This is a genomic window from Campylobacter sp. W0014, assembly GCF_020135975.1.
In the GTDB taxonomy this organism is placed as follows: Bacteria; Campylobacterota; Campylobacteria; order Campylobacterales; family Campylobacteraceae; genus Campylobacter_D.
This window is the reverse complement of the sequence record NZ_JACHTR010000014.1, coordinates 24779-42394: the sequence shown is the minus strand read 5'-3', so window position 1 is coordinate 42394 and position 17616 is coordinate 24779. Positions and strand designations below refer to the sequence as shown.

At 29.6% G+C, this 17616-nt stretch carries 16 protein-coding genes; 15 read left to right on the top strand and 1 reads right to left on the bottom strand.

Translation table 11 applies throughout. The annotated features are described in order from the left end of the window. Window positions 1–1092 (top strand): DUF2972 domain-containing protein (locus H2277_RS05805; protein ID WP_337201406.1); only part of this gene is annotated, 1092 nt, incomplete at its 5' end. Here H2277_RS05805 and H2277_RS05800 read toward each other — a convergent pair. After that, the gene (locus H2277_RS05800; RefSeq protein ID WP_337201405.1) at window positions 1089–2408 is read right to left on the bottom strand and encodes an apolipoprotein N-acyltransferase; all 1320 of its coding nucleotides are present in this window, start codon (window positions 2406–2408) and stop codon (window positions 1089–1091) included. The genes H2277_RS05805 and H2277_RS05800 overlap by 4 nt on opposite strands. Between H2277_RS05800 and yajC the strand changes: the two genes are divergently transcribed. From yajC to H2277_RS05730, 14 genes are read left to right on the top strand one after another with little or no spacing between them, the layout of a single operon-like run. Continuing rightward, window positions 2381–2653 (top strand): preprotein translocase subunit YajC, encoded by a 273-nt coding sequence (gene yajC, locus H2277_RS05795; RefSeq protein ID WP_137623435.1) that lies wholly within the window; start codon window positions 2381–2383, stop codon window positions 2651–2653. The genes H2277_RS05800 and yajC overlap by 28 nt on opposite strands. After that, window positions 2646–4226, top strand: coding sequence for a protein translocase subunit SecD (secD, locus tag H2277_RS05790; RefSeq protein WP_337201404.1), 1581 nt, complete (start codon window positions 2646–2648; stop codon window positions 4224–4226). Before yajC ends, secD begins: the two co-directional genes overlap by 8 nt. Continuing rightward, on the top strand, window positions 4226–5200 hold the full coding sequence (gene secF, locus H2277_RS05785) for a protein translocase subunit SecF (RefSeq protein ID WP_337201403.1): 975 nt from the start codon (window positions 4226–4228) through the stop codon (window positions 5198–5200). The genes secD and secF overlap by 1 nt, the downstream gene beginning before the upstream one ends. 12 nt (window positions 5201–5212) lie before the next feature. Continuing rightward, window positions 5213–7642 (top strand): leucine--tRNA ligase, encoded by a 2430-nt coding sequence (gene leuS / locus H2277_RS05780; RefSeq protein ID WP_337201402.1) that lies wholly within the window; start codon window positions 5213–5215, stop codon window positions 7640–7642. Next, window positions 7639–8151 (top strand): LPS assembly lipoprotein LptE, encoded by a 513-nt coding sequence (gene lptE / locus H2277_RS05775; RefSeq protein WP_337201401.1) that lies wholly within the window; start codon window positions 7639–7641, stop codon window positions 8149–8151. The genes leuS and lptE overlap by 4 nt, the downstream gene beginning before the upstream one ends. Beyond that, window positions 8135–9523: a hypothetical protein gene (locus H2277_RS05770; protein WP_337201400.1), complete on the top strand. Its 1389-nt coding sequence runs from the start codon at window positions 8135–8137 to the stop codon at window positions 9521–9523. Before lptE ends, H2277_RS05770 begins: the two co-directional genes overlap by 17 nt. After that, the gene (locus tag H2277_RS05765) at window positions 9520–10692 is read left to right on the top strand and encodes a Mur ligase family protein (RefSeq protein WP_407928561.1); all 1173 of its coding nucleotides are present in this window, start codon (window positions 9520–9522) and stop codon (window positions 10690–10692) included. The genes H2277_RS05770 and H2277_RS05765 overlap by 4 nt, the downstream gene beginning before the upstream one ends. Then, window positions 10679–11581 carry a M23 family metallopeptidase gene (locus H2277_RS05760; RefSeq protein WP_337201399.1) on the top strand — a complete coding sequence of 301 codons (903 nt, stop codon included), beginning with the start codon at window positions 10679–10681 and terminating at the stop codon, window positions 11579–11581. The genes H2277_RS05765 and H2277_RS05760 overlap by 14 nt, the downstream gene beginning before the upstream one ends. Further along, window positions 11518–11916: a polymer-forming cytoskeletal protein gene (locus H2277_RS05755; RefSeq protein ID WP_337201398.1), complete on the top strand. Its 399-nt coding sequence runs from the start codon at window positions 11518–11520 to the stop codon at window positions 11914–11916. Before H2277_RS05760 ends, H2277_RS05755 begins: the two co-directional genes overlap by 64 nt. Beyond that, a complete protein-coding gene (locus H2277_RS05750) occupies window positions 11917–14883 on the top strand; it encodes a DEAD/DEAH box helicase (RefSeq protein ID WP_337201397.1) in 2967 nt (988 codons plus the stop codon). Further along, a complete protein-coding gene (locus tag H2277_RS05745; RefSeq protein ID WP_337201396.1) occupies window positions 14880–15563 on the top strand; it encodes a 3-methyladenine DNA glycosylase in 684 nt (227 codons plus the stop codon). The genes H2277_RS05750 and H2277_RS05745 overlap by 4 nt, the downstream gene beginning before the upstream one ends. Then, window positions 15563–16375, top strand: a complete 813-nt coding sequence (gene thiD / locus H2277_RS05740) for a bifunctional hydroxymethylpyrimidine kinase/phosphomethylpyrimidine kinase (protein WP_337201395.1) — start codon at window positions 15563–15565, stop codon at window positions 16373–16375. The genes H2277_RS05745 and thiD overlap by 1 nt, the downstream gene beginning before the upstream one ends. Beyond that, complete coding sequence (thiE, locus tag H2277_RS05735) at window positions 16365–16997, top strand: thiamine phosphate synthase (protein ID WP_337201394.1); 633 nt, start codon at window positions 16365–16367, stop codon at window positions 16995–16997. The genes thiD and thiE overlap by 11 nt, the downstream gene beginning before the upstream one ends. Then, the gene (locus H2277_RS05730) at window positions 16975–17616 is read left to right on the top strand and encodes a uroporphyrinogen-III synthase (protein ID WP_337201393.1); all 642 of its coding nucleotides are present in this window, start codon (window positions 16975–16977) and stop codon (window positions 17614–17616) included. The genes thiE and H2277_RS05730 overlap by 23 nt, the downstream gene beginning before the upstream one ends.

Genomic DNA, 17616 nt, shown 5'->3' with positions numbered 1-17616 from the left:
AGTGCTTTAATATCGTTTTTTAGAAAATGTAAATTAAATTGTTTTTTGCATGGAAATGTTCATCCCATGCATTGTCGATATTATGATTTTTATGCTTTTTTGCAAAAAAAGCAATTTAACATTATCGTTTACTCTCAACTAAGTTTATCTTATAATATGAAGGATTTTGATAAGTTTTTTAAACTTATAGATAAGAAAGTTCCAATCCTGTTTTTAGTAAGAGATCCCATATCAAGATTAAAAACAGGAACAAATCATCCTATTGCTAATCCAAATAGCATAAAAGATCTTAATTTGAACACTAATATTTATGATGTTTTTAAAAATAAAATGTATGTTGGAGATTTTGGAAAGAATTTTTGTTATTCGGAAGAGCCTTCGATGAAATATTTGCCAAGATGGATTATTGATGATATTCTTTTTCAAACTTCTTTGATTAATTTTTTACTGCATAGAGATATTTTTTATCTTGATATGGAAGAAATAAAACCAGCAAGAGCATTTGATACTATGTGCGATTTAGCAGATAAGTTTAATTTTGAAAAACCCACTGATAAACATTTTTTTGAAGGGATTATGAATGGGGATCTAATGCTTTTTATTCCCCTTAATTTTTATGCAAGTAAAAAAAATATAATCAAGAATGATGATGTGGTTTACAAAGATGAAAGCAGTATATATATATTAATTTCTTCTGATAATTTTGTTGAATATTATAAACAATCCAAAGAATATATTAATTTTACTAAAGAATTTTTTGACCATCCTTTAAAATATGAAAATTTAGGAATATTTTTAAAACAACAAGAATTTGAGCGTTTGAAAAAAGATAATAGTTTATTTGATGCTGCTAAAAAATATTTAAATAATTTTGTAAAAGCTTTAGAAGAGAAAATAGAGTTAGAAAAAGCTAAATTATTTAAAGAAGAAGATGTTTTAAATTATTTTAAAGAAAATAAAGAGTTAAGGCTAAAATTGAAAAATATATTAGACAAAGAATTGGTTCATATTAAAAAGTATCGTCCTGATATAGTAGCTTCTTGGAAGTATTATCAAGAATTTGAAAAAATGTGTGAGGAGTTGGATGGTTAAGATTTGTGAAATTTCTTAAACAGTTTCATCCAGCTCTTACTTAACATTTTTTTAGGGGTTATTATGGCATTTTCTTTACCATTAACTGTATGATAAACGCTTACTCCATATTTGCTTGCGTAAAATTTCATCAATAATTGCTGAAGTTTATATTCGCTTGAGTGATTAAACCAAGCATTGTTACTTATGGCTATGATAATTTGAGAATTTTGATAATTTTTTTCTTTAGTTGCTTCATAGCAAATCGCATTGGTGATGATTTTATGATCGAGCTTGTATTTACTTTGAATGGGACCCTTAGAAAATTCTTGAGTGTTAGGTAAAAAATATTTTTGAATAAGATCTTTAAAGATCGGAATTTCTTCCCCAAATGGAACTAGATAATGTTTATTGAATATATAGACATTGCCTTCTTTAAAAATATAAGTGCTATTGTAAATATGATCATTTTCGCTATTAAAAGCTCCTGTAATAATTGTGATTTGATAAGATAAATTTTTGAGTAAATTTTGATAGGGGGTATTTTTCAAATCAAAAGGAAAAGCAGTTTCAGGTAAAATTACTAATTTTTTATTTTCTTTAATTGCTTCAACGATCTTTTCTAAAAGGAATTCTGTATTGGATTTTATATTTTCTGCTAAAAATTTTTGATCTTGAGATATATTTGTATTGATTAATTTGTAAGATATGTCTAGTTTTTGAGCTTCTTTTTCGTGGTATTGTAGTCCTATAAAAAATAAAATTAAAACTATAGCTATTTTATAATATCTTGAAATATAACCTTCATAAATAAAATAAGCGATTAGAAAAATAGAAATAATGCCCTTGTAACTTGTATCAAAAAAACCATAAACAGTAAATATTCCCCAATTTAGCCAATCAAACCCAAATGGATGGATAAAACTAAGGCAAAAAATTCCACAAAGTCTTAAAAAATCAAATTTCAACCAATGACAAATTCTAAAAAGTAAGCCATAAAACAATCCTACAAAAAAGATGATAATTGGAACTAAATAACTAAGATTAAAATAAATAGAAGAAAGCCCTATCCACCAAAACCAAAGTATTCCTGTAAAAAAACCTATCCAAAAATATTCTTTAGCTTTTTTATGTTTTAAAAGTAATATTAAACCCCAAATCGCTAAAAATGGACTTATAGTTTGAGTAAAAATGTTTTCAAAAAAAGATAAATAAATTGGATTTGAAAGTAAAATTGCAACAAAAAAGACTTTTATTATTTTAAAAATGGTAGAATTAGTATTTAATTTTTTTAGAATAAAGGAAAAGTATGGAAGAAAAGTCAATTTTAACCTCATTGTTACCTCTTGTTGTTTTATTTGCTATTTTTTATTTTTTAGTAATAAGACCGCAGCAAAAACAAGCAAAAACTCATAAAGATATGCTTAATTCTTTGCAAAAAGGCGATAAAATTATTACCACTGGTGGACTTATTTGTGAAGTTGTAAAACCAGAAGAGGATTTTATCAAAGTTAAGCTTAATGAAGACAATGTTACTGCGAAAATTTCGCGAGAATTTGTAGCAAAGAAAATTGATGCGTAATTCTAAACTAACCTATAGACTGATTGTTTTTATAGTGGTTTTTATCTTTGGAGTGATTTTTTCACTTCCTTCTTTTTTACAATCTCAAAAAGGTGCCAAAATCAATTTAGGTCTTGATTTACAAGGCGGACTTTATATGCTTTTAGGGGTGGATAATGAAGAAGCAGTAAAATCTAAAATTAAGTCTATCGCTTCTTCTTTAAATTATTCCTTTAATAAAGAGAATATTTTAAATGATGGATTAAGCACCTATGGAGATAAATTAGAATTTACCTTGCTTGATAATGCAGATGTATCTAAGGTAGATGATTTGCTTAAAGAAATTAAGGGTTTAAAAATCCAAAATGAAAATATGCATTATCAAATTTCTTTTACTCAAGAAGAAGTTAAAAATATCGAAAATTTTGCACTTTTACAAGCCGTTGAGACGATCAGAAATCGTTTGGATCAATTTGGACTTGCTGAACCTACAGTTGCTAGACAAGGCGAAGATAAAATTTTGGTTGAACTTGCAGGCATTAAAACTAAAGAAGATGAGTTAAGAGCAAAAGAGCGAATCACTAAAGCAGCACATTTGCAGCTTATGGAAGTGGATGATTCTAAAATGGGAGAAGCTGCAACTATGAGTGATGTAGAGGCGGCAAGCTATGGACTTATTTTAGTGCCAGATTCTAGAAATCCAAATTTAAAATATCCGTTAAAAAGCGTTCCTATTTTAGATGGATCAATGCTGACGGACGCTAGGGTTGGTTTTAGTGATAAAAGTAATTATCCGGTGATCAATTTTACTTTAAATTCTGAAGGTGCAAAAAAATTTGCTGATTATACAGGATCTCATGTTGGCAAACGTTTAGCAATTGTGCTGGATAATAAAGTTTATTCTGCTCCATCTATTAATGAAAGAATAGGCGGGGGAAGTGGTCAAATTAGTGGGGCTTTTACTCAAGAAGAAGCACGCAATGTAGCCGTAGCTTTAAGAAGTGGAGCTTTATTAGCACCGGTTAAACTTTTAGAACAAAGAAGTATAGGGCCATCTTTAGGTGCTGATAGTATAAAAATGAGCATGATGGCCTTAATAGGCGCTTCTATTTTTATTATAGTTTTCATGATGATTTATTATCGCGTGGCAGGAGTTTTTGCTAATATTGCCATGATAGTTAATATTTTAGTTGTTGTTGCAATTATGGCAATGTTTGGCGCTACTTTAACCTTACCAGGTATGGCAGGACTTGTTTTAACTGTGGGGATGGCCGTGGATGCTAATGTAATTATTAATGAGCGTATCCGAGAGCTTTTAAGGGATGGAGTGAAGATAAAAACAAGTATAGAACAAGGTTATAAAAACGCTATGAGTGCCATTGTGGATTCTAATATTACCTCTTTGGTTACTTCGGTTGTGCTTTATATTTATGGAACAGGATCGGTTAAAGGCTTTGCTGTAACTTTGGGTATAGGTATTGTTGTTTCTATGATCACTGCTATTTTAGGAACTCATGGAATGTTTGATTTGTTTATGCATCGTATCGAAAAAAGCAATGATACAAAATTTTGGTTTGGATATAGGAGAAAATAATGCAGTTTTTTAGCGAGAAGAAAATTTATGATTTTATGAGAATGCGATTTGCTGCAATTTCTCTTTCTTTTTTTCTATTTTTTGGATCGATTTATTTACTTTGGGATAGAGGTTTGCAATACGGTATTGACTTTAGCGGAGGAACTTTGATCCAGCTTAAATATGACAATGAAGTTGCCCCTATACCTCAAATTCGTGAGCTTTTAGAAAAAAAGGGTGGTTTTCAAAGTCTATCTGTGACAGAATTTGGCAATAAAGATGAAGTAACCATTCGTTTTTTAGGAAGTAATGATAACTTAGGAAGTGATATCAGCGCTTATATCGGTGAAATTTTAAAAGATACAGGAAAATTTGAAGTTCGTAGGGCCGATGTTGTAGGCCCAAAAGTTGGAGATGAGCTTAGAAATAAAGGAATTACAGCCGTCGTTATTTCATTGATCGCTATTTTAATTTATTTAGCAGTTCGTTTTGAGTGGCGTTTTGCTATGGCTGCAATCATCAGTGAAATTCATGATGTGGTTATTACTTTGGGTGCGATTTCTCTTTTTAAAATTGATGTTAATTTGGATACTTTAGCTGCAGTTTTAACTGTACTTGGATATTCTTTAAATGATACAATCATTATTTTTGATAGAATAAGAGAGGGGATTAAAACAAGTAAAAGAACGGAACTTGCGCCTATTATTAATGAAAGTGTATCGGCAACTTTATCAAGGACTATCTTAACATCGGGACTTACTTTAGCCACAGTAGTTATTTTGTACTTTTTTGGTGGAGAAATGATACGAGGATTTTCTTTAGCACTTATAGTGGGTATTATAGCAGGAACCTTAAGTTCTATTTTTGTAGCAAGTCCAACTTTACTTTGGTTTAAATTTAATGTGCTTGATTTTAGAAATAAAGAACTTGAAAAACTTAAAAGAAAACAAGAAAAAGAACGTAATCGTTCCATGTATGAAAAAGGAATAGTTTAAGGAGAATAATTGATGGCTTATGAAGCAAAGAGTATAGAAAAAAAATGGCAAGAGATTTGGGATAAAAATAATTATTTTGAACCTAAAAATGATTTTTCTTTACCTAAAAAATATATTTTATCAATGTTTCCTTATCCAAGTGGTCGTATTCATATGGGGCATGTTAGAAATTATAGTATAGGAGATGCTATATCAAGATATTACCGAAAAATAGGCTATAATGTTTTACATCCTATCGGTTTTGATAGTTTTGGTATGCCTGCTGAAAATGCTGCGATTAAGCATAAGGTACATCCAAAATCTTGGACTTATGAAAATATAGATTATATGAAAAATGAACTTTTTTCTTTAGGTTTTTCTTTTTCAAAAAAAAGAATTTTAGCCACTTCTGATCCGCTTTATACAAAATTTGAACAAGAATTTTTTATTAAAATGTATGAAAAAGGCTTGATTTATACTAAAGAAGCTAATGTTAATTGGTGTGAGCAAGATCAAACGGTTTTGGCAAATGAGCAAGTTGAAGATGGAAAATGTTGGCGTTGTGGACATGAGGTTGTCCAAAAAAAAATGCCAGGATATTATGTAAAAATCACAGCCTATGCGGATGAGCTTTTAAAAGAGCTTAAAACTTTGAAAGACAAGTGGCCAAATCAAGTATTAACTATGCAAGAAAACTGGATAGGCAAAAGCGAAGGTCTTGAATTTAAGCTTATTTTGGATGAAAAAAGCCAAGAAAAAAGCCAAGAAGATCGTATTGATGTTTTTACTACTCGTGCTGATACAATATATGGGGTAAGTTATATTGCTTTATCAGTTGATCATAAAATTGTCCAAAATCTTATCAATCATTCTCATTTAGATTCTAAGGTAATTGAAAAAATCAAACAAATTCAAAACCAAACTCCAAGAGAAAGACAAAGTGCTGAAAAAGAGGGCTATTTTTTAGATATTTATGCTTTACATCCTTTAACAAAAGAAAAAATTCCTGTATGGGTTGCTAATTTTGTTTTATCTGATTATGGAAGTGGTGCGGTTATGGCTGTTCCTGCGCACGATGAGAGAGATTTTGAATTTGCAAATAAATATAAGCTTGAAATTAAAAAAGTGATTGAATGTGATTCTAAACTCCCATATACACAAAAATCAGGAAAACTCATAAAAAGTGGTGAATTTAGCGAAATTGAATGCAATATAGCAAGAGATAAAATCATTGCCTTATTTGAAAAAGAAAATATAGGAAAAAGAACTATTAATTTTAAAATTCGAGATTGGGGAGTTTCGCGTCAAAGATATTGGGGTGCTCCTATTCCTATGATCAAATGTGAAAAATGTGGTATAGTTCCACAAAAAATAGAAAATCTTCCTATTGTCTTACCTGAGGATATAGAGATTACTGGAGAAGGAAATCCTCTAGAAAAGCATCCAACTTGGAAAGAATGCACTTGTCCAAAATGCGGTCTTAAAGCTTGCAAGGAAACAGATACTTTAGATACTTTTTTTGAAAGTTCTTGGTATTTTGCACGTTTTGCAAGTGATGAGAAAACTTGGCAAGAAAAAGCCTTGGATGAATCAAGTATGAAATATTGGATGAATGTTGATCAATATATTGGTGGTATTGAACATGCGATCTTGCATTTACTTTACGCAAGATTTTTTCAAAAAGCTTTGAGAGATTTAGGGTATTTAAATGATAGCGAGCCTTTTGATAGACTTTTAACTCAAGGTATGGTTTTAAAAGATGGAGCTAAGATGTCAAAGTCTAAGGGCAATGTTGTAGATCCTGATGATATTATTAAAAAGTATGGAGCTGATACAGCAAGATTGTTTATTTTATTTGCTGCACCACCTGCGAAAGAATTAGAGTGGAATGATGATGCGCTTGAAGGTGCTTATAGATTTATTTGCAGACTTTATGATAAAGCGCAAAATGTTAAAAAAGGAAAGGTTTTAGAACTTAAGCAAGAAAATTTAAGCAAAGAAGAAAAATATGCGAGATTAAAAGTGTATGAAGCTTTGAAAAAATCTGAAGAGGTGTATACTCAAACCTTTGCATTTAACACTTTGATTGCATCTTGTATGGAAGCTTTAAACGCGCTTTCAAATTGTAAGAATGAAACTTTAGAACAAGAGGCTTTTTATATCATCTTAAATATCTTAGAGCCTATTATCCCTCATGTGTGCTTTGAGTTAAGTGAACAGCTTTTTGGATGTGAAAATTTTAAAATTTTAAAATTAAAAGAAGAAGTTTTTATAAAAGATACACTAAATTTAGCCGTAAGTGTCAATGGAAAAAAACGTGCAGAGATAGAAATTTCAAGTTCTGCTAACAAAGATGAGATTCTAAAAACAGCCAAGGAAAGCGTTTTAAAATGGATTCAAGATAAAAATATAGTCAAAGAAATTTATATTGAAGGAAAATTGGTTAATTTGGTGATTAAATGAAGAAAATTCTTATTGGTTTTATAGTACTATTTTTTTCAGCCTGTGGTTATGTTCCAACTTCAAAAATAGCCGATAATATCTTTGATGAGAAGGTTTATGTTAATGTAGAATTAAACCTTCAAGATCCTAAAAATAGTATTTTTGTGGCTGATACTCTTAAGGAAATGGTTATTTCTAAGCTCGGACGAAAACTTGCTTTAAAGCATGAGGCTGATGATATCATTAACGTTAAAATGGATAATCTTGATTTTATTCCTTTGATTTATGATAAAAATGGCTATGTTGTAAGTTATAAGGCCAGATTGAATTTGGAATTTTATGTTATTTTTAAAGATGGCGCAAGCGAACATTTTAGTACAAGTGGTAGTTATAATTTTGATATTTCGCCTAACAGTATTATAAGTGATTCTGCACGTTATGATGCTATCCGTTCTGCTTCGAGCGAAGCTTTTGATGAATTTATTTCAGCTATAGCTATTAAAGGGAATAAGCGTGCTGCCCAACATTAATGAAATCGCAAAAAAAACCTTAATTGCTTTAAAAGAAAGGAAAATGCGCCCTACACCAGAAAACTATACTGAAGTGTTTGAGGAAATTGCACACAAAGATAAGCTTACGACTCTAAATAAAGTAAAATTAGAAAAATACAAAGCCTTGCTTTTGTCAAATTATCAACAAGAACTTGATTCAAAACCTATTCGTACCATTGAAGAGTTTATTACTTTTTTAATTTCTGTTCTTAATAGGCAAAGCGGAAAACAATTTAGCGAATTTTTTGATCTATTATCTACTTTGTGTAAGGCTTTGCAAGTAAGTAAAGATAAGAAAATCAGAGATTTGGCAAAAATTACTTCGATAAGAATTTCTAAAACCATGGATAGCGAAAGTATTTATTTGCTTTCTAAAAAATGGAAAGAACTAGAGAAAAGTTATGAAGAAAATGATTTTGATAACGAGATAAAAAAGTATGGTATTAGTAAATTTGATGATTTTGACACAGCGATTAAAAAACTTTTAAATAAACTTGGCGAAAGAAATTTAGAATATTTTTGCGAACTTTTAACGTCTTGTTTAAATCCTTCTTTGGTCGAAGATCTTAAAATTCAAGGATTTTCACAAAATTTATCTAAAAAAGCTTTTTTAATTAATGAAAATAATTTTAAAAATGAACTTTTGGAAATTGTTGGCCATAGGGTGATGGTTGATAATATGTATGTGCAAAAAAATTTAAATTTTTTCAATGAGAATTTAAAAAAGATTTACGAGCTTTTTAGTTTATTAAATAAAACCAATCAGCAAAATATGGATTTTGTTAATACTTTAAATCCGGATGAAAAAGGCGAGGTTAAGATTAGTTTTGAGTTTTTAAAGAAAAAGCTTGAGCAGCTTAGCGAAAAAATTAATTCTTTAAATACTCAAATTGAATTCACTCAAAGTCTTGAAGAGAGGGAATCTTGGACCGTTGTTAAAGAACTTGAGAAATTGGATGAAAATTTCAAAAAATACAAAGTAAATTATGCTTTAGCCTTATTTTCTATACAGAATTATCGCTTTATTATGGAAAAATATGGAGTTGGAAGTTTAAATGAAATTTTTGTTCGTTTTAAGAAAATTTTAAAAGATAGTTGCAATGAATTTGATGAACTTTGGATGATTGATGAAAAAAGTTATTTGATTATTACCCCAGGAAAAAGTAAAGAGGAGGTTGCTAAATTTGTAAACAATAATTTAAAGACTATTGAGAATTTTCGTTTTATTTATAAGCAAGATGTTATCACACCAAAGATTAATACAGCTTATTTGGATAAGCAAAGCAATCCAGATATAAATATTTTAGAAGAATTAATAAGCCAAATTGCCAATTTAAATCAAAAAAAATGATGCAGAACAAAGTGAATGATTTTTTAGCAAAGAAAAGCCTTTGCTATGATAGAATTGATCGTTTTTTAATGTTTAGAATGTATGAAAAATACAAAAATCAACTTTTAATAAAATCAGTAATTCAAATCATTGGAACCAATGGAAAAGGAAGCACTGGACGTTTTTTAACTCAGCTTTTAGAAAGCATAGGGTATAGCGTTGGGCATTATACTAGTCCTCATATATTTGGTTTTAAGGAACGTTTTTATAAAAATAAAGACATAGTTAGCGATGAGGAATTAGAGCGAGCTCATGAGCAATTAGAAAAAATTTTCAAAGAAGAATTAAACAAACTAAGTTATTTTGAATACGCTACTTTTCTTGCAGCTGTGCTTTTTAGAGAATGTGATTATATTATATTTGAAGCAGGATTAGGCGGAGAGTATGATGCGACTTCAGTTTTTGAAAAAGAAATGAGTATTTTTACAAAAATAGGTTTTGATCATATGCAAATTTTAGGTGATTCTTTGGAAAAAATTGCAAGAACTAAACTTAAGGCTATGTCAAAAAAAACTTTAATTTCATCAGAACAAGAAGAGGTTGTTTTGCAAATGGCAAAAAAAATTGCTAAACTAAAAAATGTCGATCTTATTTTTGCTTCAAATTTTGAAGGCGAATACTTATCATTAATTCAAAATTATATCCGAAAATATCATTTGCCTTTATATTTAAAACACAATTTAATTTTAGCTTTAAATGCCTTTGAGACATTAGTTTCCAAAGAAAAAATAAAAGCAGCTTTAATTAAGCTAGGAAAATTAAATCTCAAAGGGAGACTTGAGCAACTAGAGCCAAATTTATATATAGATGTTGGGCATAATGTTATGGCAGCAGAAGCTTTGCGTGATCAATTTATTGGCGAAAAAATAATTTTAGTTTATAATTCTTATCAAGATAAAGATGTTTTTGAAATTTTAAAAACATTAAAGCCTATTATTGATACAATTAAAATATATAAATATATTAGCGCAGAAAGAAAATTAATAAGTGATGAAATTTATAATATAGCTAATATTTTAGGGATTAAATGCGAAGAATTCACTGTCTTAGATAAGCAGAGGAAAACTTTAGTATTTGGTTCTTTTGCTTTAGTAGAAAATTTTTTAAAGGAATGGAGTGATAAAAAATAAATTTACCATTACGATCACAGATATTAATGGTTCTAAGCATTTTTATCTGAATCAGATTATTAAAAAAATTTTTATTTATATTATTGCTTTTGTGCTTTTGTTTTTAATTTTTAGTGGTTTTTATATCAAATACCTTGATAGCAAAGTTGAGGATGTAAGCAAAAAAAGAGAAGAACTCTTAGAAAAAAGTAGAGAGCTTGAGCATTCTAATATTCAAATGCAGAAGAAAATCGAAGAAAAAGCAAAGCAGTATGCAGCTATCGAAGATAAAATCGCTTCTTTTGAAGAAGCTTTGGGCTTAGAGGCTGAAAACAATCTTACAATTACAGATAGGCTAGAAAATCTTAAGCTTACCAATGAGCAACAGGTTGAGATTTTAAAACAAATTCCTAATGGATGGCCTATAGAAAATAAAGGTATCACTGGAAATTTTGGTTGGAGGGAGCACCCACTTTTAAAAAGAAAAGAATTTCATCCAGGTATTGATTTAAGAGCAGAAATTGGCACGCCTGTGCGTGCCACAGCTAATGGAGTTGTGGAATTTGCAGGATATAGTGATAATGGCTATGGTTATAATGTCATTTTGCTTCATAATTTTGGTTTTAAAACTGTTTTTGCACATATGACGCGCAGAGATATTGTTAAAGCAGGGCAATTTGTCACCAAAGGACAATTGATAGGATATAGTGGAAATACTGGACTTTCAACTGGGCCGCATTTGCATTATGAGGTACGGTTTATCAATAAAACTTTAGAGCCATTGTATTTTTTAAATTTACAAAGAAAAAATATGAATAATTTTTTTAATCAAGAAAGGAGAGTTCCATGGCAATCTTTAGTAAAGGCAGTCACAGCGCAACATCTAGCTCAAACTCAGAAACAACAGTAATTTCTTCGGGTGCTAGAATAGAAGGTAAATTTTATTTTGCCTCAATGCTTCATGTAGATGGAGAACTTAGCGGAATCATACACTCTGAAAGTATTGTAGTGATCGGTAAAAATGGCAATTTAAAAGGCGAATTAAAAGCCGATAAAATTGTTGTAAATGGTTATTTTGAGGGTGATTTGGAGGCAAATAGTTTGGAAATTTTAACCGGCGGTATGGTTAATGGAGATATTAATATTAAAGAATTAGCTATAGAAAATGGCGGTCGCTTTAATGGGGTAAGCAAGATTAAGCAAGATGAACCAGTTAGATTAATAGAAAACGCACCAGAAGAATAAATGCAAGCTAATTTTTTTGAATACTTGCAAGAAAATAAAGCACCACAGCTTGTGCTTTGTGAAAATGATAAAGAAGCTTTTTTATTAGCTCAAGTTTCTCTTTATCAAGGTTTTAAAACTTTTGTTTTGCCAGATTTTAGGGCTGAATTTGGAGATGATTTAAGGGCATTTTCTAAAGAACTTTTTGAAATTTGTAAAGTTTTAAATGCTTATCACAAAGAAAACAATGATAAAATTTTAATCTCTCCATTATCGACTGTTTTAAAAAAACTTCCCTCTAAAAATCATTTAAAAAATTATGTTGTATCTAAAACAGATACATTTAAAATCGATAAATTTCGTGATGAGCTTTTAAAATTAGGATATGAATTTGTTGATATGGTGCAAGATAAAGGCGAGGTGAGTATTAGAGGCGAGGTTATTGATATATTTTGCATCAATGAAGAAACTCCAATTAGAATTTTATTATTTGATGAAGAAATAGAAAGTATTAGAAAATTTGATCTTGAAACCCAAAAATCGATACCTAAAGAATATGAGAGTTTTGAAATTTGTCCATTTTTAAACCATTTTTCAAATTCAGATTATGAAAATTTTCAAAATAATTTAGAGCATTTTGAAAGTAATACTTTAATCAATGATATCAATTCTTTGGGCTTTTGGTGTATAGATGATTTTTATGATTATTTAGAGCTTGATTTTGTTAGTATTAAAAAATTTGATGAACAGGAATGGCAAAAAGATTTAAGCAAGATCAATGCTAGAATTATACCTGAAGCAAAAAAATATAAAGATTTGAAAAGTTTTTATAATAAAGATTTTTTTTATTTTCATCAAAATAAAAAGATTACGGTATTGGCAAAAAATGAGGCTCTTTTTAAAGCTTTAGAATTAGATGAATTTTCAAATATTCACTTTGTAAAAAGCGAGTTGATTTTAAATTTAATCACTCATGAAGAATTGATTATCTCGCTCAATAAAAAAGAAAAACAAAAATACAAACGCAAAGCAAATTTAATTATAGACGAGCTAAAACAAGGTGATTTTATCGTCCATGAAGATTATGGCGTGGGTAAATTTTTAGGTCTTGAGATGATCAGTATAGCAGGAGCTAAAAAAGAATTTGTTTCTATTGAATATCAAAATAGCGACAAACTTCTTTTGCCGGTTGAAAATTTGTATCTTATAGACAAATATTTAGCTACAAGTGGTTCTATTCCACTTTTGGATCGTCTAGGAAAAACCACTTTTATCAAATTAAAAGAAAAATTAAAAGTTAAACTTTTAGTTATTGCTTCTGAGATTGTTGCTATGGCAGCTAAAAGATCCTTGATTAAGCCAAAGCCAATCAAAGTTGATTACGCCCAACAGGCATATTTTACGTCAAAAGCCGGATTTTCTTATACTGAAGATCAAGTTAAAGTGTGCGAGGAAATTTTACAAGATTTTCAAAGCGGTAAGGTTATGGACAGGCTTTTAAGTGGAGATGTGGGTTTTGGTAAAACTGAAGTTGCCATGAATGCCATTTATCCAGTAGTTAAAAGCGGATTTAGTGTTTTTTTCTTTGCACCAACGACACTTTTGTCTCATCAGCATTTTAAGACTTTGAAAAAACGTTTTGAAAATTTTGAAATTCCTATTTTTAAGCTTGATCGTTTTACAAATTCTAAAGAGAAAAAAGTACTTTTAGAATATTTAGATCAAGAAAAACCTTGCGTTGTTGTTGGTACCCATGCGCTTTTAAATTTACAGTGCAAAAATTTAGCTCTTGTGATTATTGATGAGGAGCATAAATTTGGAGTAAAACAAAAAGAAAAATTAAAAGAATTAACCCAAAATTCACACCTTTTATCTATGTCAGCTACTCCTATTCCAAGAAGTTTAAATCAGGCTTTAAGCTCTATAAAATCTTATAGCGTATTGCAAACTCCACCAGAAGATAGACTGGATGTGAGAACTTTTGTTAAAGAAAGTGATGATGCGCTTTTAAAAGAAATTATTTCTAGGGAATTAAGACGTGGAGGGCAAATTTTTTATATCCATAATCACATAGCAAGTATTGAACAATGTAAAAAACATTTGCTTGATCTTTTTAAAAATTTAAAAATTTTAGTCTTGCATTCTAAAATCGATGCAAAGGTGCAAGAAGAGGAAATGCTTAAATTCGAAAATAAAGAATATGATTTACTTTTAAGCACTTCTATAGTTGAAAATGGTATTGATTTGGCTAATGCTAATACTATGATTGTAGAAAAAAGTGATCGTTTTGGAATGGCTGATTTGCACCAATTGCGTGGAAGAGTTGGAAGGAGTAATAAACAAGGATATTGTTATTTTTTAGTTGAAAATAAAGAAAATATCACTCAAGATGCTTTAAAACGTTTAATCTCTTTAGAAAGCAATTCTTTTTTAGGAGCAGGATCTGTTTTGGCTTATCATGATCTTGAGATTAGAGGTGGGGGAAATTTATTAGGAATTGATCAAAGTGGGCATATGGAACAAATAGGACTTAGTCTTTATCTAAAAATGCTAGAGGATGAGCTCAATGCTTTAACAAAAAAAGAAATTTTTGAAGAGAAAAAAATTGATTTAAAATTAAATATCAATGCTTTTTTAAATTCAGAATTGATTTCTGAAGATCGCCTTAGACTTGAAATTTATCGTCGTTTAAGCAAATGTGAAAAAATCAATGAAATTTATGAAATTGAAGGTGAAATTGAAGATCGTTTCGGTAAGCTTGATGTTTATACTAAGCAATTTCTATCTTTAATGATGATTAAAATTTTAGCCTTAGGTAAATTTAAAATAATCAGTAATTTTGAGCAAAATATTCAATTTGTAAATTTTAAGGACGAAAAAGAATTTATTAAAGCAAGAAGCAAAGATGATGATGATGTTATCGATGCTATTTTAACATATTTAAGAAAAATAGATGAAAAACAAAATATCTCAAAGGATATCGTATGAACGGGGCAGAAATTTTTAAAAAATTGTTGAGTTTAAATTTGGATTTTAAAGAATTTGATTGGCTTGAAAATCAGGGCTTAAGCGATGTTGAATTATTAATTTCTGTTATTTTAACGCAAAATACAAATTGGAATAATGTCTTAAAAGCTTTAAATAATCTTAGAAATTCTCAAATCACTTCTTTAGAGCAAATTAGTCAAATTGAAAATAATGAACTCGCATTGCTTATAAAGCCAAGTGGATTTTACAATACCAAAGCAAAGCGTTTAAAAGATTTAATTGAAGCGATTTTAAAAAAATACAATGATTTGGATAATTTTAAGAAAAATGTTTCTAGAGAATGGCTTTTAAAGATTAAAGGTTTAGGTTTTGAAAGTGTGGATAGTATTTTAAACTATCTTTGCAAAAGAGAAATTTTGGTTGTAGATAGTTACACTCATAGACTTGCTTTATTTTTAGGATATGAATTTGAAGATTATGAAGAATTAAGGGAATTTTTTCAAAGTGGTATAGAAAATGAACAAGAAGATTTATGTAAAATTTTAAACAAATCTTATGAGCCTTATGAACTTTATCAGATTTTTCATGCTTTGATTGTTGCTTTTGGAAAACTCGCTTTTAAGGGTAAAAAATTAAGTCTTGAGGGTAAAAAATTGATTCAAATTTTAAAGGAGGGATGATGAGAGCAAAAGGGAGTGATTTGATTCCTGTTTTGACAATAGCGGGAAGCGATTGTAGTGGTGGAGCTGGAATTCAGGCGGATTTAAAGACTTTTAGTGCTCACGAGCTTTTTGGCATGAGTGTGATTTTGAGTGTTGTGGCTGAAAATACAGCAAGGGTTATTTCAGTACATGATATACCAACTACAAGCGTGGATGAGCAAATGTTGGCTGTTTTTGAAGATATAGTGCCAAAAGCAACCAAAATAGGAATGATAGGAAGTTGTGAGCTTATGAGCTGTGTTGCGAAAAATTTAGAGTTTTATAAACCACAAAATTTGGTTATTGATCCTGTGATGTTTGCTAAAAATGGTTACGCTTTAATGCCTGAAGAAAATTGTGATTTTTTTAAAAAGACGATTGTTGCTTTTGCAGATTTACTCACCCCAAACATACCAGAAGCGGAATTTCTTTGTGGTTTTAAAATCAAAAATGAAGAAGAAATGATAGAGGTGGCAAAATATTTATGTACTTTGGGTGCTAAAGCCGTTTTACTTAAAGGCGGACATAGTGAAAATAATGCAAACGATATACTCTTTGATGGTAAAGAAATCCATATTTTAAAAGGTGAGCGTATAGAAACTAAAAATACACATGGAACAGGTTGCACTCTTTCTTCGGCTATTGCAAGTAATTTGGCTAAGGGTTATGATTTGTTAGAAGCAGTAAGCAGAGCAAAAGAATATGTTAAAAATGCGATTTATTATTCTTTAAATTTAGGCAAAGGTTGTGGGCCAACCAATCATTTTTATAGGTTTTTAAGTGAAAAATAATCTTGATTTAAAATTATATCTTGTTGCAAGCAGAGGAAAAAGAAGTGATGAGGTATTTTTAAATATACTTGAAAATGCTATTAAAGGCGGGGTTAATATAATTCAATTGCGTGAAAAAGAGCTAAATTCTCGTGAATTTTATGAGCTGGGAAAAAAGGTGCAAAAGCTTTGCAAAACTTATGAAATACCTTTTTTAATTAACGATAGAATCGATATAGCGTTAGCTTTAAATGCCGATGGTGTGCATTTGGGGCAAGAAGATTTGGAAGTTAGGATTGCAAGAAAGCTTTTAGGAGAGAAGAAAATAATAGGTTTAAGTTTAAAAACCTTAGAGCAACTTGATTTTATAGAAGGTGCTGATTATTTAGGTTGTGGCGCGATTAAGACAACACCAACTAAAGAAAGCTCTCTTATAAGTTTAGAAATTTTAGAGCAAATTTGCAAAAAAAGCCCTATACCTGTAGTGACTATAGGCGGGATTGATGAAAAGGTGATATCTGAATTAAAAGATATTGCTTTAGCTGGAATTGCTGTTGTTAGGGCTATTATGGATGCTAATGACCCTTGTTTGAGTGCAAAGAAACTTAAGGAAACTTTTTGTGCCAATTTATCTTCTAAATAAAGCTTCTTTTGAGGGGGTGAAAAATCTTATCTTAAATGAGATTGTTTTTTTTAATATTAAACTCGATTTAGATCAATATGATGCCTTAATTTGTACTTCAAAAAATGCCTTAATAGCTCTACAAAAAAACAAAATTCCTTTAAATTTAGATATGGAAATTTATACCATAGGTAAGAGTACAGCTTGTTTTGCCCAAAAACTAGGATTTAAAAATATTAAAATTGCTAAAAAACCCTATGCTAGTGAATTTTTTCAAGAATTTAAAGATGAGTTAAAAAATAAAAAATGTCTTTATTTAAGAGCAAAAATCATAGCTTCGAGTTTAAATTTAGATTTAAAAAATAATGGTGTTGATTTAGATGAAGTTGCTGTTTATGAGAATGTTTTTAAATCAAGCAGTGAAATTTTAATACATCCTTCGATATTCATTTTTACCTCTGCTTTGAGTGTAGAGAATTTTTTCAAAAATTATAGTTTACATGAAAATGATATCGCCATAAGCATCGGAAATAGCACAGCAAAAAAGCTTTTTGATTTTAAAAATCTTTTTGTGTGTGAAAAACAAAGTATTGAAGCTTGCGTTGCTTTGGCTAAAAAGTTAGAGTTTAAACTAGTATAA

Coding starts and splice junctions, on each gene's coding strand:
- yajC (WP_137623435.1), top strand. CDS start 2,381: ATGGAAGAAAAGTCAATTTTAACCTCATTGTTACCTCTTGTTGTTTTA.
- H2277_RS05800 (WP_337201405.1), bottom strand. CDS start 2,408: ATGAGGTTAAAATTGACTTTTCTTCCATACTTTTCCTTTATTCTAAAA.
- secD (WP_337201404.1), top strand. CDS start 2,646: ATGCGTAATTCTAAACTAACCTATAGACTGATTGTTTTTATAGTGGTT.
- secF (WP_337201403.1), top strand. CDS start 4,226: ATGCAGTTTTTTAGCGAGAAGAAAATTTATGATTTTATGAGAATGCGA.
- leuS (WP_337201402.1), top strand. CDS start 5,213: ATGGCTTATGAAGCAAAGAGTATAGAAAAAAAATGGCAAGAGATTTGG.
- lptE (WP_337201401.1), top strand. CDS start 7,639: ATGAAGAAAATTCTTATTGGTTTTATAGTACTATTTTTTTCAGCCTGT.
- H2277_RS05765 (WP_407928561.1), top strand. CDS start 9,520: ATGATGCAGAACAAAGTGAATGATTTTTTAGCAAAGAAAAGCCTTTGC.
- H2277_RS05755 (WP_337201398.1), top strand. CDS start 11,518: ATGGCAATCTTTAGTAAAGGCAGTCACAGCGCAACATCTAGCTCAAAC.
- H2277_RS05750 (WP_337201397.1), top strand. CDS start 11,917: ATGCAAGCTAATTTTTTTGAATACTTGCAAGAAAATAAAGCACCACAG.
- H2277_RS05745 (WP_337201396.1), top strand. CDS start 14,880: ATGAACGGGGCAGAAATTTTTAAAAAATTGTTGAGTTTAAATTTGGAT.
- thiD (WP_337201395.1), top strand. CDS start 15,563: ATGAGAGCAAAAGGGAGTGATTTGATTCCTGTTTTGACAATAGCGGGA.